A 26,084-nucleotide genomic window follows, 5' to 3' on the forward strand; every position below is an offset into this window, starting at 1 on the left:
GAGAAGGCTAGAAGGCGGCCGTCCGGAGGCACAACACCTCCTGAGGGTGGTGGGGATGGTTTCGGACACCTCCCGTCACCGTCGGCGTCGGGGACTGGTGTTCCGAACGAGGAGCGTGGGACGCGGGCAGCGGTTTTGTGCGCGGCAGGCGGCGGCCGGTCGGGCTATCGTGCGGGCCCCGGCTCCTCCGGCCGGTCCCTCAGTCCTCGCGATCGGCCGGTTCTCCACCTACTGAGCCCCGTCGACCGGCCGCTCGTAACCGGGCAGGGCGCTGATGAAGGGCACCCCGGTGCGGGGATGCTCGATGATTTCGGCGTCGACGTCGTAGACATCGGACAGGAGGGAGGAGGTAAGGACCTGCTCGGGCTTTCCCGTGGCGACGACACGGCCGCCTGCCATGACGCAGATCCGGTCGCAGAAGGCCGCAGCGAGGTTCAGGTCGTGGAGGGCGACGACGGTGGTGACGCCGAGCCTCCGCACAAGTCGCAGAGCGTCGAGCTGGTGACGTAGGTCCAAGTGGTTGGTGGGCTCGTCCAGCACCATGGTTCCCGTGCGCTGGGCAAGCGCGCGGGCGATCAGAACCCGCTGCTTCTCGCCGCCCGACAGCCGGTCGAAGGGCGCGTGCGCGAGCACGTCCACGCGGAGCTCCGCCAGCGAACGCGTGATGATGCCCCGGTCGTCGGCGTCGTCGCCCGCGAAGGCCCGCTTGTGCGGTGTGCGGCCCATGGCGACCACGTCGTACACCGTCAGCTCGAAGTCTCCGGACGCCTCCTGCAATACGGCCGCGAGCTGCTGGGCGAGCCGCTTGCCCGGCATCCGCCAGACGTCCTCGCCGTCGAGCAGGATCCGGCCGGAGGTGGGCCGCAGCGCCCGGTAGAAAGTGCGCAGAAGAGTGGACTTGCCGGCGCCGTTGGGGCCGACCAGGCCCAGCACCTCGCCGGGCGCCACGCGCAGTGACGCGCGGTGGACCAGGGCCTTGCCGTGCACGACGACGCTCACGTCCTCCGCGTCGAGACGACCGGACCTGTCGGTCGATGGGGTGGTCACCGAGCTGCCCTTCGTCGCATCAGCCAGAGGAAGAACGGGCCGCCGACGAGGGCGGTGAGGATTCCGACCGGTATCTCCTCCGGGCTCATGAGAGTGCGTGCGGCCAGGTCCGCGGAGATCAGGAAGGCCGCCCCGAGGAGAGCGGCTGCGGGCAGTGCGCGGCGGTGGTCGGCTCCCACGAGCAGCCGCACCACGTGCGGCATGATCAGCCCGACGAACCCGATCTGCCCGCTGACCGCGACGATCGTGCCGATCATCAGGGCCACCAGCGTGAACAGCGCGCCGCGGAAGCGGTGGACGTCCAGACCGAGGGCGGCGGCGGCCTCCTCCCCGGCCAGCAGGAGGTTGAGCGGACGGTGGACGCCCAGGAGGACGGCCGTTCCGATCAGGACCGCACCGACGGGGATCCACACCGTGGTCCAGGTCGTGCCGGCCAGTCCGCCGAGCATCCAGCGCAGGGCCGACTGCGTCTTGTGCGGATCATTCGAGGTGACGATCAGGAAGCTGGCCAGCGCCGACAGCACCTCCGCCATGGCCACACCCGCCAGGACCAGTCGTACCGTCGTCATCCGCCCGCCGGAGCGGGCGAGGAAGTAGACGGCGACCAGAGCCGCCAGGGCACCGCAGAAAGCGGCCACCGGCAGGGTGAACAGGCCGAACACGGTCAGGTTCAGGACCAGAACGAGTACCGCACCGACCGACGCGCCCGACGACACTCCGAGCAGCATCGGGTCGGCCAGCGGGTTGCGGACCAGGGCTTGGAGCGCCATTCCGGCCACCGACAGACCCGCGCCCACCACACCGGCGAGCAGCACCCGGGGCAGGCGGACGTCGATGACGATCGTCTCGCGGACCGACGTCCACGTCGGCTCGGCGAGGGCAGGGTGCACTCGGTGCAGCAGGATGCTCCACACCTGGTCGGCCGGGACGCTGATCGAACCCACCGCGATTCCCGCAGTGGACGCGCCGGCCACCAGCACGCCCAGGAACGTCAGGACCAGCCCGTAGGCGGCACCGGGACGCCGGGCTGGGATGCGCCGGTCCTCCTTGTCGAGGCGTGTCCCATCGGCAGCCGGGACCTTTACGTCGGTCACTGCACACGGCCCGGGTGGAGCTGTTGTGCCAGCGACTCGACGGCCGACGGTACTCGGACGCCGAGCACAGTGGAGGAGAGCGGCAGGACCGCGAACCGCCGGTTCTTGATGGCGGGCACTTCCCTGAGTGCCGGGTTGGAGAGCAGGAACTTCTTCTTGTCCTCGACGGACTGGTCGCCGTAGTCGTAGATGACGATGGCCTCAGGAGCACGCTGCGCCACCTGTTCGAAGGAGACGTTGCCGAAGGTCTTGTCCAGATCGGCGAAGAGGTTCACCCCACCGGCGAGCCGGATCATCTCGTTGCCGATGCCCTTGCCGCCCGCGGTGAACGCCGTCTTGTCGCCGCTGTCGTACACGAAGAGCTTGACCGGGGTGACACCGGTGAGCCCGGTCTCGACCTTGTCGAGGGTGGCGTGCAGCTCTGTCAGCCGCTCCTCGGCTCGTTCGGGGACTCCGAAGATCTTGCCGAGGGTCCGGATCTCCACGCCCATGGAGGCCACGCTCACCGGACCGGTCGGGCACTCCTCGCTGTTGAGATGGGTGTTGATCCCGGCCTGGGTGAAGGCGGCCCGGCTGCGTCCCTCCTTCTCGTCGAACGTTTCGGCCCACCCGCCGTACACCAAGTCGGGCTCGGCCTCCAGCAACGCCTCGAAGGAGGGGTACTGCTCGGAAAGGACCTTCACGCTGTCGTAGGCGGTCCGGTACTCGGGAAGGATCTCGTCGTCGAGATAGCCGGTGCCCACCATCGACTTCTCCAGACCGAGAGACAGCATCACCTCGGTCGCATGCTGGTTCAGCGACACGGCGCGCTGTGGCGGACGCTGGTAGGTGGTCTTCACACCGCAGTTGTCGATCGTGACCGGAAAGCCTTGGGCGGCCGGGCCCGTCGACGGGTTCGCGGAGGGCGTGACACTGCTTCCACAGGCGGATATGAGCAAAGCGACAGCGAGTGCGGGAAGTGTCGATTTCGGTCTGTTGCGGGGCATGGAAAGTCCTCTCACCGCAGATGGATCGCAGGTTCTTCGCATGACGTCGATGGGGCGGCGCCGATCGGGGTATGCGGCCCGACCCGGATGAATCCGGCCAGTCCGGTACGCCCTCCTGCGGCCACTGCTGCAAGCTAGAGCCAACTGCATATCTATTGCAATAAGCCAGGACGGGCTGAGGAGGGCTCATAGGGGCGCACAGGGGTCGCGCGCGGTGAATCGTGCTACGCCCTGCGGACAAGGGAAACTCCACCCCCGGCCTCGTCCCGCGACGAGGACACACCGGCCGGCCCATCGCGTCGGTGCTCGCTGCCCCGGATGCCACGGGGCTTGTCAGCACACCTTCCCGTGACGGCCTGTCAGTACAAGGCACTCCGCCGTGCGATGTCCTCGCCGTGCTGCATTCTCCTCCCTGCCTGTTCTCCACGACCCGCCCGGTCGCCGAGGCTGCCGAGGCGCTGGGCTGGCACAGCGTCCAGGTGGCCGAGGACACCGTGATTCCCCTCCAAGGTCTGGAGCTGACCGGCAAGCGGTGGCAGAAGGTGCGCAGCGCCCTGAATCGCGGCAGGAAGCTGGACGTCGGTTTCGAACTGGTCCGCCTGGCCGATCAGCCGCGCGGGGTCGTCAACCAGGTGCGGGCCATTTCCGAGGAGTGGGTGGGTGACAAGGGGCTGCCGGAGATGGGGTTCACGCTGGGCGGCGTCGAGGAGGCACTCGATCCTCACGTGCGCGTCGGCCTGGCGACGGAAGGCACGACGGTGCTCGGGGTCACCTCGTGGATTCCCGTGTACGCCGGCGACGGCCGGGTCCGCGGCTGGACGCTCGACGTCATGCGCAGACGTGCGGACGGTCCTTTCCCGCCCGTGGTCGAGTTCATGATTGCTTCGGCGTTTCTCGCCTTTCAGGAGGAGGGCGCGGAGTTCGTGTCCCTGTCGGGGGCCCTGCTCGCCCACAGCGACAGCTCCTGGTCGGAGGGGGCCACCCCGTTCGACCGGCTCCTGGACCAGCTCGGCGTCTTCATGGAGCCGTACTACGGATTCAGGTCCCTGCACGCCTTCAAGCAGAAGTTCAATCCGCGGTACGAGCCGCTGTACCTGCTCTACCGCGACGAGGCCGATCTGCCGCGCATCGGCGTCGCCCTCACCCGCGCCTACATGCCCGACGCCCGAACCCGCGAACTGCTCCAGGCGCTGCGGAAACCCGAATGATCACCGGCAGAAGTCGGCGGCGCGGCAGGAGCCGCCGACTGGTCGTTCTTCGTCGGAGGCGGATCGAATGAGCTGGTGGCAGCGAGAGATCGTCGAGGCGGGCAAACTCCCCCTCCTTGTGGCGCTCGCGTCCTTCGTGCTCACCTTCCTCGTCACCCGGCTGGTCACCCGGCTCATCCGGGCCGGCCGCGGTCCCTTCCGGAACATCACCTCGGGCGGCGTCCATCTGCATCACGTCGTACCGGGCATCCTGCTCATGGTCGGCGGCGGCTTCGGCACGGCGGCGTCCTCGAACCGCGGGCTCGTGCCGAGCATCTCCGCCCTGCTCTTCGGTGTCGGCGCAGGACTCGTGCTCGACGAGTTCGCGCTGGTTCTCCACATGGACGACGTGTACTGGAGCGAACACGGCCGCAAGAGCGTCGAAGCGGTCGTCCTCACCACCGCGCTGGGCGCGATGCTCCTGCTCGGATTCCTGCCCTTCGGCCCCACCGCCGATCCGGCCGAGGAGCAGGGCGGCCGCCTCGTCGTCGCCCTTACGGTCGCCTGGCACGTCCTGCTCTCCCTCGTGGCCGTCGCCAAGGGCAAGCTGCGCCTCGCCGTGCTCGGAGTGTGTGTCCCGCTCGTAGGTCTGGTGGCGGCGGTCAGGCTGGCCCGGCCCGGCTCGTGGTGGGCCAACCGCTTTTACGCGCGCCGACCGCGTGCTTCTCGCCGCAGCGCCGCTCGCGCGGCCCGTCACGATGCCCGGTGGAGCGGACCGCGCCGACGCCTGCACGACCTGCTGGGCGGTGCGCCGAACCGCTGAGGAGTGTCGTTCAAGGGCCCGTCGGCTCGGACGCGGGGTCGATCTCGCCACCGGACCGAACACGTCCGCGCCCGTCGGGCCGACCTAGATGCACGGGCGGTGCTACGGCAGGACGGGAGCGCTTCCTGTGACGGTGATGAGGGCGATGTCGTCGGTGAGCTGAGTAGGTGGAAGACCATCGCCCCCGAGTTACGCGGGAGGCTCAAGCTGTCAGGTCCTAGCCTCCTCCGGCCGGCCAACTGCCCCCCGGTGGAGGGCGGCCGGAGGCATTACCGGCGAGTGGCAGCATGGGCTGATGAGGTGAACCCTGCTGAGCGCCTCGCGAGTCTCTGGTCCGACGCTGGTTTCGGGCCTGAAGGTGGCAGCGGCCAGGTTGAGGCCGAGGCCCTACCGGAGTTCCCAGGTCACGCCGTCACGCCGCCCGCCTGGGAGCTCCGGTACGCGTACCTCCGTGCGTCTGGTCAATGATCCAGTCCAGGGCGTAGGGGCCTGTGCTGTAGGCGGGAGCCGTACGCCATATCCGGGCGAAGACGCCGACCAGGGCATCCTTTGCCTGGTCGGCGGTGGAATGCCGGGATCGCAGTAGGGCGAGGAGTAGCGGCGCGACGAGGTCGTACAGATCGGCGAGGGCGTTCGTGCTGCCGTGGGCGATCAGCACCAGCAGGTCATCAGCCCGCGCCGTTGCTCGCCCAGGGACCACGCACGCAGCATTCGGAGAGCGACCGGCACTCGAAAGCCGCTGCCGTGTCCCAGTCTCCGCTTCCTTCACACATCTCACCCTATCGGTGCTCCGGCTGCCGCCTGGGCCGGAGACCGTACCGCCTTGCCCACCGGACGGCCCGTCAAGCACGTCATTCCCCGGAGTGGCGTCCGAGCTACGAACACCGCAGAGGCCCATGACTCCCATGGAGGGATTGCGACGGCCGCTCGTCGGAAGTCGGCAGCACGGGTCTCGGCCAGGCTCTGCGTCGTTCTCACAGCTCTTGGGCAGCTCGGGTAGCACGGCCCGTCGGACGCGGCCATGCACACTCTACGGTCGCTTCCCGTGGCCCGCGAGCGGTCGCTCTCCCAAAGGCCGACGAGACCTCGTGACCTGTGGGCGAGCGCCGGGCAGGAATATTGGCCGGTTCCCCGTGCGGGTGTGGGCTGGATGGGCCTGTGCGACGCGCGGCCCAGGTGCGCACGTGCTCTCGTCGCTCTTGACGCCCGATGGTCGGGAGTCGCACCTCGTAGGAGACACAGATGCGCAAAGCAGTTCTCGTCGCGGCCCTGACCGCAGCGGTGTCCATGGTCGTGCCGGCGTCGGCAGGCGCGTGGGCGGCCGGTCCGCTGCCCACGCAGGCCGTACAGGGCGGGCCCGGCCCGGGAGACAAGTGGGAGCAGCGGGCGGGAGACGACGGTCTCTCGGTGATCGGCCTGACCTCCGGTCAGCGGCTGGTGGAATTCCATACCGGAGCGCCCTCCAAGCCGTGGCAGCTGGGCAAGGTCAGCGGGCTCAAGAAGGACACCAAGCTGGTGGGCATCGACTTCCGGGTGCAGAACGCCAAGCTGTACGGGGTCGGGGACAAGGGCGGCATCTACACCCTGAACACCCGCAACGCGAAGGCGGCCAAGGTCTCCCAGCTGACCGTGGCCCTGGCCGGCAAGTTCTTCGGGGTCGACTTCAACCCGGCGGCGAACCGCCTGCGCGTCATCAGCGACACCGGCCAGAACCTGCGCCACAACATCGACGACCCGGCCGCCCCGCGCACCACCACCGTCGACACCCCGCTGACGAACCCGACGATGCCCCCGTCATCGGCCAAGGGCGTGACCGGCGCGGCGTACACGAACAACGACCTCAACGCGGACACCGCCACGGCTCTGTTCGACATCGACACGACGAACGACCGGGTCTCGCTCCAGTCGCCCGCCAACTCCGGCACCCTCGCCCCCACCGGGAACCTCGGTGTCAACGGGGGACCGAACGCCGGATTCGACATCTACTTCTCCCACCGGGCCCGCACGAACCAGGGCTTCGCCGCACTGAGCGTCAACGGCGCTTACCGCTTCTACGAGGTCAACGTGCTGACCGGCCGGGCCGAGGCAGTCGGAGCGTTCCCCCGGAACCACCAGGTCACCGACGTCGCGCTGCCCCTGAACCAGAGCTGAGCGCCGAAGGCGGGGTGCCGGCCCGGCGGGGCCAGCACCCCGCCCTGACGCCGGTCGTCGGTCGCTGCGCTGTCAACCAGGACAGGTTCCCTGTGGAGATGGACGCGGGCACATGCGCATGGAATCAGGGCTTTGGTCCCTGTCTCTTCCGACTTCCGGCTCCCGCTCAGGCCGTGGGCGTCGCGCTGGATTGGGACCTGCGAGCGGGACACTGCGGTACCGAACTGGAATGAGCATTCTGCGCTCCCGGACCGTGGTCCTGTTGTCCGGGTGATACCGGAGCAGCCCCATTTCGGGTTGTGGCTCCAAAGTTCGACCAGCGCTGCGTGCCTGTCGCCCATCAGGCCGTCCTCGAATGGCGCGGGGCTCCCTCACCGACCAACCTCACGGGCGTATCCCGTATCCGGCGACACCGTATGCCGTGCGGCCGGCGCGCCACGTCTCGAAATGGAGCAGACATGTCCACGCAGGAGCAGAACAAGAACGTCGTCGTCGACTACTACGAGACAGCTTTCGGCGGAGATCCGCAGAAGGCCGTCGACGACCACTTCGGCCCGGTGTATGTCCAGCACAACCCCGACGCCCAGGACGGCCCCGAAGCCTTCATCGGGTTCGTCACCTGGCTGCGCGCCGAGTATCCGAACCTGCGCCTGGACATCAAGCGGATCATTGCCGAAGGCGACATGGTCGTCACCCACTCCCACCTCGACCTCGACCCCGGCAACCCCGAGAACCCCGGCCGGGCGCTCGCCGACTACTTCCGCCTGGAGAACGGCAAGGTCGTCGAACACTGGGACGTCATCCAGGACGTCCCCACCAAGGCCGCCAACGACAACGGCATGTTCTGAGCAGCACGAACAGCAGCAGCCTATCGGCACAGCGATCTCCCGCTGCCGAGCACGTGGCGCCCGGGTCGCGCCCACGCCGCTCAGGCATCTTCGGCAAGACGAGAACCGAGCGGCCGGTCGCACTCCGTCCGGCATCACGGCGAGGGCCCAACCTCCACTGCGCGCCAGGTGCCACGGGTTCACCACCCAGATATGGAGGTACCCCGCGGGGGCGCGGTCGGGGTACCTCCACTGCGGTGTCTGAGGATCACCGGCGGGCCTACCGTACACAGGCTCGTATTGCCACTCCTGCTGACGCGCCGTCGTCTCATCCCGATGCGCGCAAGCGAAGTTGGCTTCGCTGATTGCCGGATGATGGCGCGGGGCCCGCGTAGCCAACCATCTCCGGAGTGCCAGCTTGAGCTCGGAGGAGTACGTCTGCAAGTAACTGGCCAAGACCTTATCCCCGGGCGTCGGCGACCTCCGCAACAAGGCGAAGAGGGCACGCCAATTTTCTCTGTGGGTGATGGCCCTGCTGGGTGCTGTGGGGCGGCCGTAGAGGCTGAGGTGTGGTCTTGGGAGGCGGTTCGGGGTGTCGTCTGTTTCTATGGTGGAGATGGCATGTGGTGGCAGGGAGACTGCCCGCGCAGGGCCCGGTGGCCGACCGGACGGTTCGCACCGAGGCTCCTTCCATCAGCCGATCCGGCAGACATGCAAAGCAGCGGTCCCGTGATGGCGACCCGCCCTCGCCGGAGGAGGAAACCTTCGTGAAGAACCCCCGCATCTCCCGTGCCGTGATAGCCGGTACCGCCGCAGTGGTCCTGCCCGTCACCTTGGGTGTGATGGCGCCGCAGGCGTCTGCCCAGACAGCGACGCAGGATCCGTACGGTCCTGCCTGTGCGTCCGTCCCCAAGGAGGGGAAGGGCAGTCTCGCCGGGATGGCGAAGGACCCGGTCGCAACCGCCGCCTCCAACAACCCGGAACTGTCGACCCTGGCCACAGCGGTGGAGAAGGCCGGTCTCGTCGACACCCTGAACAACGCGGAGAACATCACCGTCTTCGCGCCGAGCAACGACGCGTTCGCCAAAATCCCGAAGGCGGACCTCGACAAGCTCCTCGCGGACAAGGCGGAACTGACCAAGGTCCTCACCTACCACGTGGTGGGCGAGAAGATCACCCAGCAGCAGCTGGAGAATGGGTCCTTCAAGACCCTGGAGGGCGGCACCCTGACCACCGCCGGCTCCGGCGAATCGTTCACGGTCAACGATTCGGCGAAGATCGTCTGCGGCAGCGTTCCCACCGCGAACGCGACCGTCAACATCATCGACACCGTCCTCACCCCGAAGTAGAACCTTCCGGGGAACGCGACGCAGTCAGGGCCCGCATCCGACGGGAGGCGGGCCTCCTCTGCGTCGGAACGCACGCCGAAGCCACCGCACGCCGCGTCCTCAGCGGGGACTGGGGGCGCGGTGTCGAATTCTCCCAACGGGATACCAGTGGGCCGCTTCCGTCCGGGAGGCCGCTGGTAGCCGACGGCTACTCGTCCCGGCGCCCCGTCCGGGTGTCAGCCCTGCGGCTGCGGCGTATGCCTCCGACCGCAACGGTGTTTTCGTGTCGTTCAATCGGGTGGCATCCCGTCGGGCCGGCCTGGCGGGGCGGGCGAATCACGCGCAGTTGGTCTGGACACTGGGGTGTGACGACATCTGCGAAACTCTGGGTCCGTCTGCCGCTGGGGGCGCTGAGCGGCCTGCTTGCCGGGTTCGCGGCTCTCGCTGTTGCTGAGCTGGTCTCCGCCGCGGTCCGCCCGCAGGCCGGGCCTCTCACGGCTGTGGGTGGGGCGGCCATCGACCGTACGCCGACGCCGGTCAAGGACTGGGCGATCCGCCACTTCGGCGAGGACGACAAACCCGGATCCAGGGAGCCCATCGCCCTCTCGACCGCACCGTGCAGCTCCGGGGCGGGCCAGGCGCCCGCCGGACCCGGGGCCGGCGGGCCGGGCAGGGACGGGATCCAGCCCGCGGCCCGGGCAGCCGGCCACCGCGGCCTGCTCCAGAACCGCGGCCTCCCCCGCCCACGGCTCGTACGGCGGCACATCATCAGGAGGCCCAGGCTAGGGCGCGGTCGTCATACCGGGACAACCGGCGCTGCCGCCGTACGGGCATGGGTCGATCAGCGGGTCCGGACGACGGTCAGCGGGTGCCGGGCGGCCAGGACGCGGGCCCGCTCCAGTCGGGACGACTCCTCCGGAAGCGTGACAGCAGCCGAGATAGTCACGCGTGACGCTGCGATACGGCAGGCTTGCAAGCTGCGGCCTTGGTCCGGGTCGCGTTGCGCTGGACGGCGATCACGACCGGACCGAGGCCGCTCCCTGGACCGCGGACGCCGGTGTCGGGATGACCGGTTGTCCGATCCTCGGATTGTCGCGATCAACTGCCGCGCGAGCTGGTTGATAGGCCCTTTGGGTGATGCGCCCGCGATGGGGTGTCGAGCAGGGCGCAGAAACGTTGTTGCCTGCGTGGAGCCACGTGAACTTTGGGAACGCAACACGCTGCTGGCCGAGGCATTCTGCAGCACGGACGACCGGGTGCGGGAAGCGCAGTCGGTGATGGATGAGGCTGTGGCCAGCAGGACGAGGACGCTGGCGGCGTTCGCCGTGACGGTCGGCAGCGATGCCGCCGTAGCGGACCTGATGGGGCTGAACGAGCGTGAGGTGCGCGTCGCGCGCCGCACGGTCGGCAAGGAGGACGCCCGTATCGTCGCCGACCAGCTGCTCAAACAGCCGGCAGAAATGTCCCCTCAGCGGGCTTCACCGGCTGCCGCTCCTGCCGAACCACCTCCGCAACCGCCCGCTCCCGTCCCGGATCGGGAGGAACCGCATGCAGACGCGGTGCGAGCCCAGGTTCCCCACCAGCGGCCGGAAGCGGAGGCGCCCGCCCGTCAGCCGGAGGCGGCGGGAACGGTGATCCCGGCTGCCGCGGCGACCTGGACGGAGGGGATGGACTCCGTCCTGCAATGGAGCTGGGAGTCCGGCCTCGACCTCCAGACCGTCGCGGGAGAACTCGGTCTGAACTCCAAGGACCTGCTCCTGCGGGCACAGATGCTCGCGGCCGAGGGGCGGCTGGCACCGAAGACCCCCGCCTACGAGGACAACCAGTCGGGCCGCCACCGCCGGCACAACGCTGTGCAGTACACCTTCGTCCCCGACAGCCCGGAAACGCTGTACGGGTCACCGCACCCCTACGGCTGAACCGGCACCGAGCCATCTCCTGCGACTCGTCGCCGAACGGGCATCCTGCCGGTCCGGATCCAGGGCAGGGATGGCTGACCAAGCCGCCGGGAGTGCGCGTATGCGATTTTCCAGTCATTCTTGTTCGAAATGGCCCTTTCGGTCGGTCTACGTCCTGGTGGGAAGGCGAAGCGATGACGGACACGTCTCAGCACGGTGACTCCGGAACCCCGGCCGGACCTTCTGCTTCTGGCGCGGGTCACAGCGTCAGGGGCGGGGATCAGTCAGCGGGGCGGGGGCGCACGGACATTGCGGATATCGTGGTGCTGAAGATCGCCGCGATGGTGGCGCGCGAGACCGGCGGGGTCCACGCGATGGGCAACGTCTTCCGCCGCGCCGCAGGCGCCGTGCGGGATGCCACCCCCGGCGCGGGCAGGGCATCCATCACCCGGGGCGTGAAGGCCGAGGTCGGTGACCGGCAGACGGCGATCGACCTGGGGATCGTGGCCGAGTACGACGTCCGGATCGGCGACGTCGCCGCCGAGGTGCGCGAGAACGTGATCTCCACAGTGGAGAGGCTGACCGGGCTGGAAGTCGTGGAAGTGAACATCTACATCAGCGACGTTCATCTCCCTGACGAGGAAGACGAGCCGGAGGACGAGCGGCGCGTCCTCACGTAGCGCGGTCGAGCCGGAGCGTCGGCCAGGGCTTGGCCGACGCGGGCGGCGAGTACGGAGTCGGGACGGGCCTGCAGCCGGGGCCCCGGGCACGGCCCGAGCCGCTCCCGGCGCCGGTTGTGGATCGTGGTGTCCTTGTCGAGCCAGGCTACCTGCTCCCGGAGTTGTGGTCGGACAGGTCCAGATGCCGAGGATCCGCTGCGTAGCGCAGCAGGCCGAGCATGCGGTGGAGGATGCCGGCCTCGTGCTGCTGGAGCTGTCACTGCTCGTCGCCCCGGTCCGGGCTGCAATGGGCCGTGGGGCTTTCCGGAAGCGGCCGGGGTTCGCCAGGCCCAAGAACACAATCCGATACAAAAGCCTCAGCTGAATGTCGCCTTCCGGGCGCATTCCAGGGGCCTCAACAGCCGCTACGCAGGGGCCAGTTCGGTGGGCCGTGGCCCCGCTCAGCGGATCCGGGCGATGGGCCGTGGGGCCCGACCCGGCGAGCACCTCGGCGAACAGCCCGGCAGGCCGAAGTGGGCGCAGAGGGCACCGCGTCCACTTCGCTCCGGTCGATGGCTTTACGTAGGCGACCACCACGACGGTGCGGAGCGCGGTCAGCGATGACCGCCACGCGTCTGACCTGCGGCGCAGCCCGTGCGCAGGCTTCGGAGCGACAGGACAGCACGGAAGCCCCCGGCGTCGGAGCCGGGAGTCGCCCCGTGCCGGCAGTCAGCGGCGGTGGGTCTCTCGCGGAGATTCGACACGCTCGGCGAGAACCTCACATCTCGCGGAGAAGTTGCCATGCTGAGGTCCATCAGAAGGGGGTAACGATGACCACATACATCAAGGCGCCGCGCGTCCTGCGGCTCACATTCGAGTTTCACATCCCGCAGGGGATGGGGGTCAACATCAGGAACACCAAGCGGTTCGAGGCGGTCAACGTCATCACCGCGGCGGTTCAGGCCGTCGTCGGCCGGGCGTTCCCGTGGGCTGACCGCATGCGGGTCCGCCACGAGTGGATGTACGCCTGGTGGGACGAGACCGCCGAGGTCGAGCTGCCGCCTACGCCGGTGAACACCCGTAGCGACCACGCTGGCGAGCCCTGTTGAGTACGACCCACGGATCAAGCTGAGCGCCCAGCCGCCGGTGACCGCGGAGACCCGAGCTCTGCTTCGCGCTGCGAGCGTGACCCGTGCCCTGCCCCTGCTCCGCACTACAGGGACGATTACGGGTTCCCTCCCGGGCCATCGCCCCGCAGAAAGTCTGACGCGAGTGGTGGGACGCCACGCTTTCCGCTGGATCGTGGCTGGGGGCGCCGCTGCCGTGGCCCCTGGCGTCGGCCTTGCCAGTACGGCCCTTTCGACCGTCCCGGTGGCCACCCGGACGTCTTACACCTCGATGTAGGCGACCACCACGACGGTACGGAGCGCGGAGATCCAGTACACGACCCGTACACGCTCGACGTCGTCGGTGTACTCGTGCAGCAGGAGGCCAGCGGTGTCACCCGGGCCATGCCAGGGGGCGCCCCCCGGCATGGCCGGATCAGTCGAGGTCGGCGGAGGCCAGGGTGACCGCGAGCGCGAAGTGCGGCACGGCCGCCAGACAGAGCTCAGCCGCCATGCTCGGATCGAACGCAGCCGTGGCGCGGGCCTCGCTCAGCGCCAACAGCCCGGTCACCGTTGCCGCGTCGACCGCCGCGTCCAGGACCTCACGCCCGTACAGCAGCGCAATCGGCCCGGGTGGCATGGTCGACGATGGCGCACGTCCGCGCGAGACCCCCGGAGCCCTGATACGGGAAAGGGGCACCGCCCGCCCGGGAAGCAGCGGCCCGCAGGCGCGCCCCGCGTCGGACTTACCACCGAACGGGATCCCGGCCATCCCGACCGCCGCCGAACTCTCGGCCGCGTGACAGGACGAGGGCGACGCCAGACAGCTGGCAATCAGATCGGAGCATCGACTAGATCGACGGCGTCAGCGTTCTTGAGTTCTGAGATGCCATACGTGCCGTGCGGGCGGCGGCGATGACGGCCCGGCATCCTGAGGAGCATGAACGAGACGCGCGACCTCCTTACCGAGGACGAGGTGAACGACCTCCTCAGCGATGACGACCGCGACACGGACGGGGAGGACGACGCATACGAGTGGGTGCGATGACGTGCCGGGCCCTGGCAGCGGTCGGGTAGGCGCCGGGACGCGGGCGACACGGTCGGCCTGGTCGTGGGCGCGAGCATCGGTCTGGCGGGGGGCTGCGGTGTTCAGGTGACCGTGTTGCGCGCCGTGTGGCGGGGAATGCCTGGCAGCGTCGCATACTCGGGTAGCGGGAGGGCTTCTTGGCCGAAAGTTTACTCGGGGAAGCCTTCTCCTTTGGTGCGGCGGTCAGCCTCTTCGAGTCGCCCAGCTCGGCCGCCGCACAGGCTTTAAGCCGGACATCACGCCCCTTTGGCTAGATTCCTGGCGCTGCGGCAGGTCGTGCTCGCCGCCACCGTCGGCACGGGCAGGCGCCTCGCTGCGGAGCATCGCCGGATCCTGGGCGCTACGGCGGGCAGTGTTGGACTGCGGGCTGCCGGACCGGAAGGGGCCCAACCTGCCCGGCCGGTCCGGCAGCCTCGTTGGCCGGGCAGGTAGTCGAGGCTGCCGGCCGGTGCAGCGGGTACGGCAACGGTGGCGAAGTCTGCCGCTCCACGCTGGTCTTCAGGGGATGGGCCACGGGGGTCTGTCCGTCAGCATGTCCCACTCCCGGCCCATCTGGCCGGGCACGACACGCCCAGCCGCCTTCCACTCGGCGGCCAGTGCCGCGAAGACCGGCTCATTTGCCGGCAGGGGCGGCGATTCCCTGCGAGCGGTCCCGTAGGCAGGCCGCGTCGTCGTTGTGGTCACACCGCTCTAACGCGCAAACCATGCCGGAGTCACCTGAACGGATCTGGAGTTCCCGCCGTGCGGGTGGACGCCCGAACGGCGAACTCCTGGGCCGGAGATGTCACCTTGGGCGGTCAGGACGGTTTCCATGGCCGACGGTCCCGTTTCGGGCCCCGCCCCGCGGCGCGTCCCCGAGCTGAGGGCCGGCGAGAACGCACGTCCGGCTTCTGGGCCGGCATCTCGCCCCCGCTCCCGGGCAGGCTCCGGACTCCGGCGGGGGTGATTCCTGGGGAGCCTCGCTGTCCACTCGCCCCGCTGGTTCGTCACCCGGCGTCACGGTTTACCGACATGCCGAACTCTTGCCGACGCACGGACTCCGGCACTCCGCCCGATGTGAGGGGGCTGCCTCTGAGGCGGGGGGCACCTGGCGCAAGGAGTGACACGCAATCAAAAGTGTGAACGGGGTGCCTCCGAGTCACCCAGTGGGGGAACAATGCTCCAACTGCTCCTGGCAGAAGACCTGTTCTGCGGCAGTGGGCAATACGGTTCGGCGTCGCTGCCTGTCCGGGCGAGGCGGCCAAGCGGCCCATTATTCACACTTTCTCTCTGCCCAGAGTGCCACTTAAGTGGCTTTTAGGTAAGTTCGCTCTCGGATCGGCCGCCCGGTCGACCACCCCGGAACAGGAAGTCGTGCAATGAAGAATCGCTCGCTCGCAGTGGCTGCCGCCGTCGTCGGTGCCGCGGCCCTCACCGCGACCGGCATCAACTACGCGGTTGCCTCCGACCAGGCCGCCCCGGCCGCGAAGCCGGTCCCGGCTGTCGCCGCTCCGGCCGCCCCCCAGGGTGGCGACAAGGACTACGACCGCAAGGACCACGACGACCACAAGGGCCGGATCCACATCAACGAGCGGTCCTACTCCGCCGGGTCGGACGGCTGCACGATCGCTGTCAGCGGTCTGGGTGCCAAGAGCTTCAACATCCGCAACGACTCCAAGAAGAGTGTCGAGGTCTTCCGCGGGGCCACCTGCGACAACGGCGCGCCCATCGCCACGGTCGGTCCGTACAGCACCAGCAACGGCGTCAAGCCGCACTACGTCGACGGCGGCCTCCAGATCAAGGACGGCGTCGTGGGCAGCTTCCGCGTCGTCGAGAACAACCACCACTACAAGTGGTAACAACGCCACTTGCACGCCAGGACCTCGGCCCGTCGGAATCGGGCCGGGGCTTCCGGAAGAGGCGTACGCCTGGCCGACAGCCTGTCAGCAGCGGCGGAGAACGCGCGCACGCCACACCAGGCGGGTGCCGAGTCTTCGATACGATATTAGTCGTTCGCCACATATGACGCCTTTCGGTCTAGACGGCCCCTGTCGGCGGTCGATCACGACCGCGTCCTCGGCCTACCTCTCAGGGGAAGGCCGGAACGGCAGCCCGTGGCCGGCGGCGGATGCAGTCCGCGGCGGGCCACGGGCTCTTTGCCGATGGTGCACCCGATCCTGCGGACAGCCGGGACGGTCGCGCATCCGTTCCCGGCTCGTGCAGATCTGTCGCACCGGGTGGCACATCAGATTGAGCCCCTGACCTCGCCCACGGCGTTGTTGCGACGCCCCGCCCTCACAAGCTGGCTGCGTTCGGAGTATGTTCCCGCGCCATGGTGGCACCGGACTTCCGGCGAGCGGGGGAACTGGGCTTCCCCGCGCCGCATAAGGTGCGGGGGATACCGCGCTCACCGAGTACGCCGCGCGGCAGGGCGGGTTGTCGTGCCGAGGGCGCACACGGCCGCACGGGTAGCAGTACAAGCCGTCGGCCTCGGCGGTGCGGGAGGCAACGGACGAACTTGGGATGCGGCTCAGCGTTCACGCGATCAGGCGGCCCGGTGCAGGTCAAGGCACTGCGGGCACCATCGTTCGTTCTCCTTCTCTAGCGGGATCGGCACATCCCGTTTCGGGGTCGGGGCGACGATCCCTTCGTCGGTGCTGCACGCAATGGGGTGGAAGTCGCACCCCCAGCCGCACCCCTGCCGGATGGCCCTCTGGCCTGCGCTTTGGCGCCTTGGCGTAGGTGCTCGACTTGCGTCTGTGTCGGCCTGCTCCTAGGCGTTTCTGCCTGTTCCTGGGCGCTGTTGGTCACGCGTTGGTCATGCGCCCTTTGTTGGCGGCGTCTGGCAGTAGAAGGGCGGACGTGGACAGGCCAGGCACGGGCCGAGGTGCTGCACGGAAGCTCGCAACAGGACTGAGGGGCCCGGCTCGTCTGAGCCGGGCCCCTCATCGTCACAGGCGGGTGGAAATAGAACGGCGCCTCCCCGACGTTGAGTACCTCCTTACCGAAAGAGGGGGAGGTGCCGGGTAGTGAAGCTGTTCCGTGCGGACACGGCGAACAGCGGCATGACCGAAGTCGTGCCGCGTCTTGCTGAGGTCGAGGCGGACGTGCAGGGTCTCGTCGAAGCGCACATGGAGACACTGCTAGGTGTTCGGTTCCTGGCGAGCGAGTACAGCACCGGACCTTTGCACGGGGGCCGGATTGACTCGCTCGGGTTGGATGAGAACGGTAGCCCGGTCATCGTGGAGTACAAGCGTGGCGTCGATGCCGGCGTGATCAACCAGGGGCTGTTTTACCTGTCGTGGCTTCTGGATCACCGTGATGAGTTCGAGCGCCTGGTCCGCGACCGGCTCGGGGTGGCCGCCGCGTCCCAGGTCCTGTGGAGCGGGCCGCGCCTGGTTTGCATCGCCGGTGGCTTCACCCGCTACGACGTGCTCGCCGTGCGGGAGCACCGGCGTTCGATCGACCTGGTCCGCTACCGGCTCTTTGGCAGCGATCTGCTCGGCCTGGAGACCGTGGCCTCCGTGAGCGGCGGTATGCAGGTGGCCCGTCGGGCACGGCGCCAGCCTGTTGCTCAGGCAGCGGCCGATGTCCAGGGTGCGGCGATGATGGAGCTGGCTATCGCGGTCGACGAGGCTCTGCTCGGGTTCGGGGACGGTGTGAACCGCGTGCAGCGCAAGCAGTATCGGGCCTATCAGCGGTTGCGGAATTTCGCCTGTGTGTGTCCGCCGCAGCGGAGCAAGCTGCTGGTCTACCTGAAGGTTGACCCGGCGGACGTCGCCATGGTTCCGGGCTTTACCCGGGACGTGCGCGGGCTCGGTCACCACGGAACGGGCGACCTGGAGGTCCAGCTCCGTACGCCGAGGGACGTGGAGCGGGCGAAGGATCTGTTCCGGGCGAGCTACGCGGCGGCGTGATCGCCGGCTGGCCGCATGGCCGTGGCCGCTTCGAGGCTGCTCTGAGGTCGTGGGTGATGCCTTTCGACGGGCGAGTGGGACGTGGCGGTGGACTATCAATGATGCGTGGGATCACCGGTTTGGCTAACCGGTGATCCCACGCTATGTTGCGCTGCTCTCGTATGCCGATGATCAGCGTGAACGGCAGGCAGCGGAGGTGGCCGCGACCACTGGCATGGCTGGTGGGCTTGTGACGAGGCTCGTCCTGCGTCCGGTGCCTGCGGTCTGGGGGCGGCGGAGTCCGGTGTCGTGGGCGAGGGTCTCGGAGAGGCCGGAGAGCAGCGAACTCGGGGTGTGCGGGGACGCGGTGACGGTCCAGATGGGCCGTTCCGGGTCGCGTCCGGCCCAGATGGTCCAGGTGTCCAGGGTCTGGCTCAGCCGCTGGGCGGCGAAGGCATCGAAAAAGATGCCCGCGTCCCCGGTGGGCGATGTCCAGCGGATCCAGCGTCCGTCCACGGTGTGCTTCCAGCCGGCGTCGGAGAGCGGCTGGGTGGCAGCGGTGACGGCCTTCTCGTCAACCGGGGCACCGACCGCGGTGTCCCAGCCGTCGCCGTCGGCCAGGTTGCTCAGCAGTTCCTGAAGCACCGGACCGGGGGTGGCGCTGGTCGCGGTGAGGACCCACATGCGGTCAGAGACGGGGGTCTCGTAAGCGGCAACGGTCCATGCGGTCTCGCGGGCATGGGCTTCGTGGACGTGCTCGATGCGCAGGGTCTGGGACTCGTGGATGGCGTGTGTCGTCTCGTCCGACCAGGTCCGCCACTTCCCGAAGTCACCGTGAGCGTCGAGGAAGGTGTCGAGGAGGGCAGCGTGGTCGCCGGCGTCGGCCAGGTAGACGGGGACGCTTTCCGGCGCCGGCGGGGCCGGCTCGGGCTTGGCCGTAGTGAGATTGAGAGGGGTGCGGGCTTCCGCGGCTGAGCGCTCGGTGTCGGTCAGGGGCGCCGGACCGGTGCGCATTTCCGCCCCGTGCGTCTTCTCGAATGCCAGCATGGCCTGGGCGGGTGAATCGAAGGTGTCGGCGATCATCCGCAGGTGGTCCTCGCCGTGGAGGTAGACGGACTTGCCGGTGCGGCCGAGGTACGTGCCGACCGCGACGGTGGTGTACCCGTCATGGGCGTGGGCGTGGATGAGGAGCTGGCCGTGGCGAATGTCGTCGTATATCTTCTGGGCCTCGTTGGAGACCTCACGGACTTCGCTGCGGGTGCACCAGGGCATCGGGTAGTTGGCCCAGGTCCATTCCTCGTCCATGGCCTCCTGGAGTCGAGGAGCGATCTCGACGGTGATCCCCTCGGAGGCCAGGTGCTTTGCCGCGTCCTGTGCCCAGTAGGGCTCCTCGGAGTCGATGCGCACCAGGGCCAGGACGTTGTCCGCTACGACGGTCCAGTCGGCTGCCTCCAGGCCCATGTGGGCAATACGGGCCTGGGTGCCGGTCAGGGTGGCGGTCACGGCGCTGGAGTGCGTGGGGTGGAGGTCGAGGACGACGTGGGCGTCGATGGAGGGTGTGGTTGTCATGGAGCGTCTTCTCTTCTGCCGGTGGCCGGATCTTCGGGTCCGGCCACCGGCGTATGCGGGCGCTAGCGGGCAGCTCGCGCGGGCCGAGCGGTGGGCGCGACGGCGGCGGTGGTGGTCGGCGGCTCGGCGCGAGCGGGGGGCGCAAGTCGGGGCCGTCGCGTCGGTATCGGCCCGGTGGCGTGCTGCCAGCGGCTGCGGATGGCGGCGATGTCGGCGAGGGATCGGCGGGCGCCGACGACCAGCTGGAACGGGGTGTTCGCTGAGTCGCCGGAGTACGCCTCGATGCGACGGCCGGCCTGGTCGACGGTGGCCAGGAGGGAACGCTGCAGGGTGCGTTCGCCCCAGTAGTCCAGGGAACCGGCTGGTTCGGCCAGTAGGCGGATCACGTCGCGGGGGTCGCTTCCGTCGTCGAGTACGCCGCGCTGTTGGGCCTCCCACAGGACGGTGACGGGGTCGACGGCCTCGCGGCGGCGGACAAGAGCGGTCAGGCACCGCCACAGGCCGGCGTGCAGGGGGACGGTGAGGTCGTCGGGCAGTAGCCAGCGGACGTTTTCGATGTCGGCGGGGTGGGCGGTGGCGGTGGCGAGCAGTAGCTGTTCCTCCTCGACCGCTTCGCTGCGGTTAGGCGCGACCTGCGGCGGGACCGTGGTGCGGGGCAGGGCTCCGGCGCGGGGCGGGAAGCGGCTCGCGATGTCGTCCACGACTGCGCTGAGGGCGTCGGCCTCGGCGAGCGCCGTCTGGACGGGGTTCGGGAGGGAGGCGTCGTGAACGGTCTGGACGAGGTGTTCGGCGGCCGTCTGCAAGCGGCGGCGGGCGTGCTCGGCCTCGACCATGCGTGCGTAGGCCGGTGCGTGGCGGGGCCAGGGGCATACCTGGATGAGGGTGTGCAGGTAGGAGGCGGACAGTCCGCGCGCCTGTTCGCGTCCCAGGGTGAGGACGCGGTCGAGCCATTTGGTGTTCTTGGCATGCTCGGCGGGATGGGGGGGCGGCAGGGTGCTGATCGCGGCGTACAGGGCGGCGTGCGGGGCGGTGGAGAAGGAGTCTGCGGCGATGCCGTCAACGTCGCGGAGACGGTGGGGGTCGAGGAGGAGGGCGCCGAGAAGGGCCTGCTCGATGTGGAACACCGGCTGCGGCGGCGTGATGGCGTCGAGGTCGTCCTCGTCGGGTTCAGGGGCGGCGGGCATCAGGCGGCGAGGGTGAAGTCGTTCGGGTCGAGAGTGACGCCGAGGTGCGGGGCGAGGAGGTGGCCGGCGAGCAGCGGAGGTACGGCGTTGCCGATCTGGGAGAACTGCTGGCCCTTGTTGCCGGCCCATGGGTAGTCGGCGGGAAAGGTCTGCAGGAGTCCGGCCTCGCGGGCGGTGATCCGGATGGGCTCGGGAACTGCCGGCGTATCCGCGGTCTCCACCGTGACGGGGGTAGGTTCGGCGACCCAGGTGCACTCGTTCGCCCGGTGCCCGAAGAACAGGGTGCCCGCCGGCTCAGACAAGGAACGGACGGTGGCGTTGGCCTGGTTGTTGTTGCGCAGGGACCAGGTCCAGCGATGCGCCTCGCCGGTGAACGTCGGCGCTGGAGCGTCGGCGGCCCGGTTCTCACGGGTACCGTGCCGCGCCGCCCATCCTGTTCCTTCGCGGCGGGACCGCAGGACCACACGGTCCGCCCGGGGCGTCCAGGTACCCCGCTCCCGGGCGTCGGACAGTGCCTTGCGGGAGCCAGAGGGGAAGGGTTCAGGCCCGCCCCCGGGGCCGCCACCGGCGCAGACAGTGGGGACGGGTCGGTCGGTCGCACCCCACCCGAGGGCCTCGGCCATGCTGACCCAGCGGGTGCGGCCCGGACCGAACAGCGAATCGGGCTCTGCTAGTTGAGCGTGTGTCGGCGTGGGAGGCTGCGCCGTGCGGACGCGTGAGGCCAGGAGGATGGCCCGCCTCCGTGTCTGCGGAACGCCGAAGTCGGCGGCGTTGACAATCCCGCACCAGACGGAGAACCCCCATCGGCGCAGGACGGCCGCATACTGTTTCCACAGTGGTAGGACGTCCGGTACTTCCTCCATAGCGACCCAGTCGGGCTCGCCGACCGTGTTCAGGGCGTACAGGTAGCGCATCGGCTCGGCCGCGAGCAGGGACCGCTCGTCGCGGCAGGCGGCAAGGATGCGTTCGCGGGTGTCGCGTCCGGCGGAGAGGTCCTCGACCGCCGCGTGCACCAAGGGCTGGTCGAGCAAGCCGAGGCGCTTGCCGGCCATGCTCCATGCCTGGCACGGCGGAGAGGCGATGACACCGCGGGTGCGGCCGACGACCGGCCAGGTCGGATACATCGCCACGTCGGTACGAATGGTCAACTGGCCTGCGGCAGCACGGGTCTTGCACGCCCACTTGTCCCATTCCAGGCCGACGTCCCGTGCGCCGAGGACGTGCAGCGCAGTGCTCCAGCCGCCGGGGCCGGCGAAGAGGTCGAGTATCACGTGGCCAGTCCGAAGTCGTCCCGCGTCAGTGCGTCGGCGTCGCCGCGGCACGCCCAGGGAGAGCAGCCGTCCTCGACCCCGTTCTCCAGCGCATCGGCCTCATCCGCGCCGGTGTGAAGAGCGGCCCGTTCGGCGGCGGTCACATGGTCAATCGGTGCCTGGCTCAGGGGGACGCGGGAGCGGTGCAGGAATGCCTCGCCGAGTAGTCGGTTGCCCGATGCGTTGGCGCGGGCATTGCCCTGCCGGATGGCCGCGTCGAACTCGACGACATCCGCCCACTCGGACGGAGAGGTGTCCCTGATGTGCCGCCACTGCGCATTTCCGTGGAACGGGCAGCCGAGGCAACTCGATTTCGGCGTATCGGCAAGCCCGAGAGAGGTTAGATATCGAACGCATTCGGCACGGCTCCAGGACATGTCCAGAAGAGGATGCCGGGTGCGCATGTACTTGACGTCGGCGTCTTTGGCCCGGTGGAACTCGTCGGTGGAGATCCCCACCCACTGCTCGACGAATACCCCTTTCGGGATACGTGCAGGGTAGGGGTATCCGAGCAGTTCGCGAACCTTCTGCTTTATCGGTTTTATTTTATATTCGCCCGTACATTGCCTTCGGGTCATTCCCGGTCGCCCATCCTTGTTGAGGATGTGTAGAGGCATGGATGCGAATCGGTGATCCGGGTTCAGGGCGTCACTGCGAATATTTCCGGACGCCACCCGAAGAATGGGGATTCCGGCGGGCTTCGCTACCCCCTCTTCCATGCGGTCAAGGTGGGTGTAAACCGCTTCGGGTTCCCATCCGGTGTCGGCGAAAATTGCGCAGTCGACCCTGGGGAGAATTCCTTCGGCCGACAGGGCGAGGAGAGTGCTGGATTGAACGCCCGCACCCAGGGAAAGGGCGCGGAATTGAGGCTGGTCTGGAATGGTCTGTCCTGGAGGTGGGGAACGTGGGGCATGCCTTCGGTGAGGCTCGTCTGTAATCGGGCCGGGCGATGGGGAGTGTCGGTCAGAGGCTTCGGGCAGCCCGCGCTTTCATGGCTGCGGCGGCGGGCGCGGGTGCAGTGCCGGGCCCCGTACTGGCGGGAGGGCTGCTGATGACGGCAGCCAAGGCGGTGACGCCGACGGAGGTGAGACGGATGCGGTCCTGGAGCGGTCCGTCAACGTAGGCGGACGGCGCGGAATCCGGTACGCGTTCGGTGAGTCCGTTCGCCTCCAGCGACCGGAGCGTGCCGATCAGGACGCGTTCGTCGCGGTAGTGGACGTACTCCCGGCCCTGGGAGCTGGTTGTCACGACGTTTCCGAGGGCGATCTCCCGCAGGGCGGTGTGGTGCGTGGCGGTCAGCCGGTGGTCGGGAGCGCTGGTCGAATGCGCACGGCGGCGGTGGAGTTCGCGGGCGACGGTGTCGGCGCAGCCCATAGCTGCTGTGGGTGCCAGGGCGGTCAGCGTGCGGGCCATCGGTAGTCCGTGCTCCGTGGAAGCGCTGCTCAGGAAGGCTAGTTGCTGGAGGCGGAACATCGCGTCTGCCAGCTCGTGACTCGCAAAGAGCCGCGCGTCGCTGACGGCTTCGATGGCTGCGCGGGTCGCGGAGGCGAGGTGCTGGGCGGAGGCGACGTGGGCGGCGGGACCGGGCGGGGAACCGGCGCGCAGGAGGCGGTCGAGGGTGTCGTTGTGCTGTACGTACTGGTCGGCCAGTAGCACCAGTCGTTCGACTGGCGTGGGCGGGGCGGCCAGATCGAACAGGAGGCCATCGTTGGGCGGTGTCGTCATGCACGGCGCCGGGCGGCCGGGGCGCGCAGCGGCGCCGGAGCAGGTTTACTCGGAGCGGTGAGAGGCTGCTGCACTGCGAGTACGGTGCGGGCCGCCGCGAGGGCTCGGCCGGCGTCATTGAGGTGGCTCCGCAGGCGGTTGTGATGGTCGAGCGAGTCGAGCTTCTGCCGTGGCGTGTCCTGCGCTGTGGTGGTGAGGACGAGGAGCGGGGCGAGGGCCTGGGTGTAGTGGGCGATGGCCTGTCCGAGGTGTCCGGCGCTCGCGCCGAGGTGCTCGGCAGATGGCAGCTCCGAGATGTTCGGGGAGAGCTGGTACTCGGCGTCGGCGGCCGTGCGGGCAGCCAGGTGGCACAGCAGGCCGATGTGCCGCGTCGCGTTGAAGAGGCCGGTGCTGTCCACGGTGATGCGGGCGCCGCGTACGTCCGCAGTCACGGCGTCCAGGGCCTGGAGCGGCGACATCTCGTCGAGGTCGGTGGGTTCGTAGGTGTGCAGCTGATCTCCAGACATGAGGTTCGGGGGCTTGCCACAAGGAGGCGGGCGACGTGGTCGCTGCCGTGAAGTCGGCGCTCCCCTCGCGCGGGTGATGTGCCCGCGGCCGGGCATCAGGTCGCCTCGGGCGCCGGCGGGGATGGAGCCGATCGCGGCCTTGGGCACCACGTCGTCGAGCCCGGCGGGCTCGTACGCGGAGGTTGGGACGAAGGAGAGCGGGACGGCCCCGAGCGCCCGCGGGCCAGAGGTGGGGTACCCGTGATTCGCAGTGGGTCAGCGACGGCGGTGCGCACCGGGTGACCGACCGGCCGAGGTGAGGGAATGCCCGAGCCGCTCGACCGAGTGCAGGGTGTGAGTGCTGGGCCCGCTGCTGCGGATGGGAGTGATCACGGCTGCGTTCAGGGCGGCAGCAGGCACGTCGACGAACCGCCGTTCGACGGGGCGGTCATCGGACAGGTGGGTCACGAACTGTGCGACGACCTGGGTCGGGGTGTCCACGGTGAAGACGGCGGACCAGTCCGTGTCGAAACCGTCGTCGACCGAGTGCGTGAACCGCCAGGTGCGCTCGGTATCCGCAGTGTGTTCGACCTTGCAGTGTCCGTCGGGTGACGTCCACGTCGTGCCGTGCGCGGCGCCCTGTATTGCCCACCCGTGGTCCTTGGCGATGCTGGCCGGGTACTCGTCGGCGAAGGGGATGCGGTCGGCATACCGGTTGTCGCCCAGCACCTGGGGCAGGGCCTGGGTGACGGCCGCGATGGCTTCCACGGGCACCTGCCGGGTGAACTCAGCTCGCCAGAGGGGCTCGTGGTGCGCGATCGTCCACCAGACGCCGTCCTGCCGGTCGGGGGTGAAGTCGAGAACCATCTCGCCGCCCGGGCTGTTGAGGAGCACGTGGCCCGCGGGCGGCAGCTTCTCGGACGTCCAGCCGAACATGTTGATGAGGAGACCGAGAGCATCGCGGATCTTGTCGACGCCGGCACCCGCCAGATGACGCGGGGAGACGAGGACCACCTCGTCCGGCGCGAACCGCTTCACCGGCCGGTCCGGCCGGATGCCCGAACGGCGGTTGGTGCAGGTGCGACTGGAGTGGGTGCCGACGGTGGAGCCGGCCGGTGGGCCAGGGCACGGTGTCCTTCCTCGGTGACCGTGATGTCGCGACCGCGCGCCAATGACACGGACGTGTCGTGGTGGACGAGGTCCAGTTCGTCGAGTGAGCCGAAGGTGGCGTTGGTGTCGGCTGTGCCATCGATGGTCGCGATCCGCGCACCCCGGTCCCGTACCTTCAGCTGCGCCCCGCCTTTCGCCAGGGCGTCGAGAGCCTCGTACTGTTTCGTGTTCAGCTTGGCCGGGGCCGGCAACGGTGCGGGCGCTGGTGCTGCGGCGGGGGAGATGTCCTTGGAGATCCCGTGGGCCACGTAGTGGCAGACCGTGGAGCACAGCTCCAGCTGCCGGGCGGCTTCCTGTAGATGCTCGGTCAGGACGGGCACGGCCTCAGAGCGCTCCTGGTCGCTGAGCTGCTCGTCGCGCTCGGTCGGTCCACCGAAGCGGATGCCTTCCCGGGGGTGGCGGCCAAGGCGTGAGCGAGGTCGGAAGCGGCCAGGGAAGCGGTGCCGACTCCGGCGCGCAGAGCATCCAGAGACTCGCGGCTCCCGGGCACCTGGGTGTAGGGGCTGCCATCGAGAGAGGAAACCTGAGAGGCCAGCCGGGTGGCCATGCCCTGCGCCCGGTAGAAGAGCGTGG

General features: G+C 69.0%; 24 protein-coding genes and 1 pseudogene. 11 read left to right on the top strand and 14 right to left on the bottom strand.

All coding sequences use genetic code 11. From position 1 onward, the window contains the following. Positions 1-228: 228 nt before the first annotated feature. The 3 genes from ACFWRV_RS01670 to ACFWRV_RS01680 are packed head-to-tail and all read right to left on the bottom strand — an operon-like array spanning position 229 to position 3,127. Positions 229-1,074, bottom strand: a complete 846-nt coding sequence (locus ACFWRV_RS01670; protein WP_384327229.1) for an ABC transporter ATP-binding protein — start codon at positions 1,072-1,074, stop codon at positions 229-231. Then, the gene (locus ACFWRV_RS01675) at positions 1,044-2,081 is read right to left on the bottom strand and encodes a FecCD family ABC transporter permease (RefSeq protein ID WP_384327232.1); all 1,038 of its coding nucleotides are present in this window, start codon (positions 2,079-2,081) and stop codon (positions 1,044-1,046) included. The genes ACFWRV_RS01670 and ACFWRV_RS01675 overlap by 31 nt, the downstream gene beginning before the upstream one ends. 56 nt (positions 2,082-2,137) lie before the next feature. Beyond that, on the bottom strand, positions 2,138-3,127 hold the full coding sequence (locus ACFWRV_RS01680) for an ABC transporter substrate-binding protein (RefSeq protein ID WP_384326790.1): 990 nt from the start codon (positions 3,125-3,127) through the stop codon (positions 2,138-2,140). A 395-nt stretch (positions 3,128-3,522) separates the two neighbouring features. Between ACFWRV_RS01680 and ACFWRV_RS01685 the strand changes: the two genes are divergently transcribed. Next, positions 3,523-4,335, top strand: coding sequence for a bifunctional lysylphosphatidylglycerol flippase/synthetase MprF (locus ACFWRV_RS01685; RefSeq protein WP_384326792.1), 813 nt, complete (start codon positions 3,523-3,525; stop codon positions 4,333-4,335). Positions 4,336-4,402: 67 nt separating this feature from the next. Continuing rightward, complete coding sequence (locus tag ACFWRV_RS01690; RefSeq protein WP_384326794.1) at positions 4,403-5,137, top strand: hypothetical protein; 735 nt, start codon at positions 4,403-4,405, stop codon at positions 5,135-5,137. Positions 5,138-5,549: 412 nt separating this feature from the next. Here the strand turns inward: ACFWRV_RS01690 and ACFWRV_RS01695 are convergent, their stop codons facing one another. Further along, positions 5,550-5,837: a hypothetical protein gene (locus ACFWRV_RS01695; RefSeq protein ID WP_384326796.1), complete on the bottom strand. Its 288-nt coding sequence runs from the start codon at positions 5,835-5,837 to the stop codon at positions 5,550-5,552. A 542-nt stretch (positions 5,838-6,379) separates the two neighbouring features. Here ACFWRV_RS01695 and ACFWRV_RS01700 point away from each other — a divergent pair. The 7 genes and pseudogenes from ACFWRV_RS01700 to ACFWRV_RS01730 all read left to right on the top strand — a co-directional run bounded on the left by ACFWRV_RS01700 (position 6,380) and on the right by ACFWRV_RS01730 (position 13,109). Further along, a complete protein-coding gene (locus tag ACFWRV_RS01700; protein ID WP_384326798.1) occupies positions 6,380-7,288 on the top strand; it encodes a DUF4394 domain-containing protein in 909 nt (302 codons plus the stop codon). Between the two features lie 458 nt (positions 7,289-7,746). After that, positions 7,747-8,136 carry an ester cyclase gene (locus ACFWRV_RS01705; RefSeq protein ID WP_260823668.1) on the top strand — a complete coding sequence of 130 codons (390 nt, stop codon included), beginning with the start codon at positions 7,747-7,749 and terminating at the stop codon, positions 8,134-8,136. 800 nt (positions 8,137-8,936) lie between these two features. Next, a complete protein-coding gene (locus tag ACFWRV_RS01710; RefSeq protein WP_384327235.1) occupies positions 8,937-9,464 on the top strand; it encodes a fasciclin domain-containing protein in 528 nt (175 codons plus the stop codon). A gap of 344 nt (positions 9,465-9,808) precedes the next feature. After that, positions 9,809-10,021: pseudogene (locus tag ACFWRV_RS01715) on the top strand (molybdopterin-binding oxidoreductase); the annotation flags it as partial. Between the two features lie 711 nt (positions 10,022-10,732). Beyond that, on the top strand, positions 10,733-11,362 hold the full coding sequence (locus ACFWRV_RS01720) for a hypothetical protein (RefSeq protein WP_384327238.1): 630 nt from the start codon (positions 10,733-10,735) through the stop codon (positions 11,360-11,362). A 173-nt stretch (positions 11,363-11,535) separates the two neighbouring features. Beyond that, positions 11,536-12,021 carry an Asp23/Gls24 family envelope stress response protein gene (locus ACFWRV_RS01725; protein ID WP_384326800.1) on the top strand — a complete coding sequence of 162 codons (486 nt, stop codon included), beginning with the start codon at positions 11,536-11,538 and terminating at the stop codon, positions 12,019-12,021. Between the two features lie 809 nt (positions 12,022-12,830). Beyond that, positions 12,831-13,109, top strand: coding sequence for a hypothetical protein (locus ACFWRV_RS01730; RefSeq protein ID WP_384326802.1), 279 nt, complete (start codon positions 12,831-12,833; stop codon positions 13,107-13,109). Positions 13,110-13,388: 279 nt separating this feature from the next. Here ACFWRV_RS01730 and ACFWRV_RS01735 read toward each other — a convergent pair whose 3' ends face one another. Both ACFWRV_RS01735 and ACFWRV_RS01740 read right to left on the bottom strand, forming a co-directional pair. After that, the gene (locus ACFWRV_RS01735) at positions 13,389-13,535 is read right to left on the bottom strand and encodes a hypothetical protein (RefSeq protein ID WP_384327286.1); all 147 of its coding nucleotides are present in this window, start codon (positions 13,533-13,535) and stop codon (positions 13,389-13,391) included. Positions 13,536-13,542: 7 nt separating this feature from the next. Continuing rightward, the gene (locus tag ACFWRV_RS01740; protein WP_384326804.1) at positions 13,543-13,746 is read right to left on the bottom strand and encodes a hypothetical protein; all 204 of its coding nucleotides are present in this window, start codon (positions 13,744-13,746) and stop codon (positions 13,543-13,545) included. A 1,805-nt stretch (positions 13,747-15,551) separates the two neighbouring features. Between ACFWRV_RS01740 and ACFWRV_RS01745 the strand changes: the two genes are divergently transcribed. Continuing rightward, positions 15,552-16,031, top strand: a complete 480-nt coding sequence (locus tag ACFWRV_RS01745; protein ID WP_384326806.1) for a hypothetical protein — start codon at positions 15,552-15,554, stop codon at positions 16,029-16,031. Between the two features lie 1,206 nt (positions 16,032-17,237). Beyond that, positions 17,238-18,089, top strand: a complete 852-nt coding sequence (locus ACFWRV_RS01750) for a DUF5655 domain-containing protein (RefSeq protein WP_384327241.1) — start codon at positions 17,238-17,240, stop codon at positions 18,087-18,089. A gap of 171 nt (positions 18,090-18,260) precedes the next feature. Here ACFWRV_RS01750 and ACFWRV_RS01755 read toward each other — a convergent pair whose 3' ends face one another. From ACFWRV_RS01755 to ACFWRV_RS01790, 8 genes are all read right to left on the bottom strand, one after another. Beyond that, complete coding sequence (locus ACFWRV_RS01755) at positions 18,261-19,637, bottom strand: DUF317 domain-containing protein (protein ID WP_384326808.1); 1,377 nt, start codon at positions 19,635-19,637, stop codon at positions 18,261-18,263. Between the two features lie 62 nt (positions 19,638-19,699). After that, positions 19,700-20,821, bottom strand: a complete 1,122-nt coding sequence (locus ACFWRV_RS01760) for a DnaB-like helicase N-terminal domain-containing protein (protein WP_384326810.1) — start codon at positions 20,819-20,821, stop codon at positions 19,700-19,702. Continuing rightward, a complete protein-coding gene (locus ACFWRV_RS01765) occupies positions 20,821-22,092 on the bottom strand; it encodes a DNA cytosine methyltransferase (RefSeq protein ID WP_384326812.1) in 1,272 nt (423 codons plus the stop codon). The genes ACFWRV_RS01760 and ACFWRV_RS01765 overlap by 1 nt, the downstream gene beginning before the upstream one ends. Beyond that, a complete protein-coding gene (locus ACFWRV_RS01770) occupies positions 22,089-22,850 on the bottom strand; it encodes a hypothetical protein (protein WP_384326814.1) in 762 nt (253 codons plus the stop codon). The genes ACFWRV_RS01765 and ACFWRV_RS01770 overlap by 4 nt, the downstream gene beginning before the upstream one ends. Before the next feature lie 244 nt (positions 22,851-23,094). Beyond that, a complete protein-coding gene (locus tag ACFWRV_RS01775) occupies positions 23,095-23,856 on the bottom strand; it encodes a hypothetical protein (RefSeq protein ID WP_384326816.1) in 762 nt (253 codons plus the stop codon). After that, positions 23,853-24,362: a hypothetical protein gene (locus ACFWRV_RS01780; RefSeq protein ID WP_384326818.1), complete on the bottom strand. Its 510-nt coding sequence runs from the start codon at positions 24,360-24,362 to the stop codon at positions 23,853-23,855. The genes ACFWRV_RS01775 and ACFWRV_RS01780 overlap by 4 nt, the downstream gene beginning before the upstream one ends. A gap of 255 nt (positions 24,363-24,617) precedes the next feature. Then, complete coding sequence (locus ACFWRV_RS01785; protein WP_384326820.1) at positions 24,618-25,379, bottom strand: DUF317 domain-containing protein; 762 nt, start codon at positions 25,377-25,379, stop codon at positions 24,618-24,620. Continuing rightward, the gene (locus tag ACFWRV_RS01790) at positions 25,376-25,831 is read right to left on the bottom strand and encodes a hypothetical protein (protein WP_384326822.1); all 456 of its coding nucleotides are present in this window, start codon (positions 25,829-25,831) and stop codon (positions 25,376-25,378) included. Before ACFWRV_RS01790 ends, ACFWRV_RS01785 begins: the two co-directional genes overlap by 4 nt. Between the last annotated feature and the right edge of the window lie 253 nt (positions 25,832-26,084).

The organism is Streptomyces sp. NPDC058576 (genome assembly GCF_042718715.1).
GTDB lineage: Bacteria > Actinomycetota > Actinomycetes > Streptomycetales > Streptomycetaceae > Streptomyces.

Excerpts from the sequence above, each read along its gene's own strand:
- ACFWRV_RS01725 (WP_384326800.1), top strand. The coding sequence starts at position 11,536 with ATGACGGACACGTCTCAGCACGGTGACTCCGGAACCCCGGCCGGACCT.
- ACFWRV_RS01775 (WP_384326816.1), bottom strand. The coding sequence starts at position 23,856 with ATGACGACACCGCCCAACGATGGCCTCCTGTTCGATCTGGCCGCCCCG.
- ACFWRV_RS01735 (WP_384327286.1), bottom strand. The coding sequence starts at position 13,535 with ATGCCGGGGGGCGCCCCCTGGCATGGCCCGGGTGACACCGCTGGCCTC.
- ACFWRV_RS01745 (WP_384326806.1), top strand. The coding sequence starts at position 15,552 with ATGAAGAATCGCTCGCTCGCAGTGGCTGCCGCCGTCGTCGGTGCCGCG.
- ACFWRV_RS01700 (WP_384326798.1), top strand. The coding sequence starts at position 6,380 with ATGCGCAAAGCAGTTCTCGTCGCGGCCCTGACCGCAGCGGTGTCCATG.
- ACFWRV_RS01740 (WP_384326804.1), bottom strand. The coding sequence starts at position 13,746 with ATGCCACCCGGGCCGATTGCGCTGCTGTACGGGCGTGAGGTCCTGGAC.
- ACFWRV_RS01770 (WP_384326814.1), bottom strand. The coding sequence starts at position 22,850 with ATGGAAGAGGGGGTAGCGAAGCCCGCCGGAATCCCCATTCTTCGGGTG.
- ACFWRV_RS01690 (WP_384326794.1), top strand. The coding sequence starts at position 4,403 with ATGAGCTGGTGGCAGCGAGAGATCGTCGAGGCGGGCAAACTCCCCCTC.
- ACFWRV_RS01750 (WP_384327241.1), top strand. The coding sequence starts at position 17,238 with ATGACCGAAGTCGTGCCGCGTCTTGCTGAGGTCGAGGCGGACGTGCAG.
- ACFWRV_RS01705 (WP_260823668.1), top strand. The coding sequence starts at position 7,747 with ATGTCCACGCAGGAGCAGAACAAGAACGTCGTCGTCGACTACTACGAG.
- ACFWRV_RS01730 (WP_384326802.1), top strand. The coding sequence starts at position 12,831 with ATGACCACATACATCAAGGCGCCGCGCGTCCTGCGGCTCACATTCGAG.
- ACFWRV_RS01760 (WP_384326810.1), bottom strand. The coding sequence starts at position 20,821 with ATGCCCGCCGCCCCTGAACCCGACGAGGACGACCTCGACGCCATCACG.
- ACFWRV_RS01780 (WP_384326818.1), bottom strand. The coding sequence starts at position 24,362 with ATGTCTGGAGATCAGCTGCACACCTACGAACCCACCGACCTCGACGAG.
- ACFWRV_RS01755 (WP_384326808.1), bottom strand. The coding sequence starts at position 19,637 with ATGACAACCACACCCTCCATCGACGCCCACGTCGTCCTCGACCTCCAC.
- ACFWRV_RS01680 (WP_384326790.1), bottom strand. The coding sequence starts at position 3,127 with ATGCCCCGCAACAGACCGAAATCGACACTTCCCGCACTCGCTGTCGCT.